A 1,434-nucleotide genomic window follows, 5' to 3' on the forward strand; every position below is an offset into this window, starting at 1 on the left:
TCCTCATTGCCACTGGCCTGGTCCGCGTTCGCTCGCCACTACTTGCGGAGTCTCGGTTGATGTCCTTTCCTGCAGGTACTTAGATGTTTCAGTTCCCTGCGTTCGCTTCTTACCCCTATGTATTCAGAGTAAGATACCTTTAAACAATGCTTGGAAACCTAAGCCGTACTTGCGCACGACTTAAATTTTCCAAGCATTTAAGGTGGGTTCCCCCATTCGGAGATCCATGGATCAAAGCTTATTCGCAGCTCCCCACGGCTTATCGCAGCGTATCACGTCCTTCATCGCCTGTGCATGCCAAGGCATCCACCAAATGCCCTTTTGACACTTGATCGTTCTCATTGCCAATGCTCATCCTTAGTTGGGTTTGGCTAAGCTTGTCCCGCTTTCGCGGGGCAGCCAAACCTGGCTATCCGGGCACAACTGAATGTGCCTCAAGCCGCCCAACGACCCGGTTACCTTTTACAACCGAGCCAATCAGATGCCATCGACGTGTTCGACAGGCCTGCTTTATTGGAACCACGCCGAGCGGTTCACTTGCGCCATATCTTAAGACCAGCTTCTCGAGATCTGTCCGGTGATGCGCGGTCAGGCAACACCAATCCAGCATGAACACCAGAAGGGCACTCACAAGTGAGCACCCAAACAATGATCATGCCTCAAGGACAAGGCTTCCTTCCTACCTCCAGACCCTCCACCACATCCGGTCGGCTAGACCATCCATGGGTTCATCGGATCTGGGCTCGGACGTCCCGAATGATCGTAGATCATTCAAAACACCTGGAAGCTTCCAGACATATCTTCTCTTCACAATGTAATCAGAACAGGCATCAGGCCCTAAAGCCGATGCAAACTTATTTTCTCCAAGGATATCTTCCGTCAGTTCAACACCAATCGAATTGGTGGAGCTGAGCGGGATCGAACCGCTGACCCCCTGCTTGCAAAGCAGGTGCTCTCCCAGCTGAGCTACAGCCCCAACCGTTCCGATCATCTGCCAGATCCCAGAATGGTGGGCCCGGGCAGACTCGAACTGCCGACCTCACGCTTATCAGGCGTGCGCTCTAACCACCTGAGCTACGGGCCCATTCCGGTTGCACGCACCACCTAAGTGTCGCTCGACGCTTAAAGTGAGCGGGCGTGGTTCGTATCCTTGTGAGAAAGAGAAACGTGGACGGCGGCACTCGCCATACCAGCCGGATGCAAAAGCATCTCCGTGGCGTATTGCGTTTCGATGGTCACCTGACTGGTGCCATCTATGTTCTAAAAAGCACGGGAAAGGTCATGCATCCGAAGATGCCGTCTTCCAATTCCACAGCTTCCTTAGAAAGGAGGTGATCCAGCCGCAGGTTCCCCTACGGCTACCTTGTTACGACTTCACCCCAGTCGCTGACCCTACCGTGGTTAGCTGCCTCCTTGCGGTTAGCGCACTACCTT

Annotated in this window: 2 tRNA genes and 2 rRNA genes; all 4 read right to left on the reverse strand. The window is 53.6% G+C overall.

Features of this window, described 5'->3' with window-relative positions:
* A 23S ribosomal RNA gene (locus tag IB272_RS34405) occupies positions 1 to 334 on the reverse strand; the annotation flags it as partial.
* 566 nt (positions 335 to 900) lie between these two features.
* A tRNA-Ala gene (locus tag IB272_RS34410) sits at positions 901 to 976 on the reverse strand.
* Positions 977 to 1,007: 31 nt separating this feature from the next.
* Positions 1,008 to 1,084 (reverse strand) — tRNA-Ile (locus tag IB272_RS34415).
* A 240-nt stretch (positions 1,085 to 1,324) separates the two neighbouring features.
* Positions 1,325 to 1,434 (reverse strand): 16S ribosomal RNA (locus IB272_RS34420); the annotation flags it as partial.

It is taken from the genome of Ensifer sp. ENS08 (genome assembly GCF_014852195.1).
GTDB classification, from domain to species: domain Bacteria; phylum Pseudomonadota; class Alphaproteobacteria; order Rhizobiales; family Rhizobiaceae; genus Ensifer; species Ensifer adhaerens.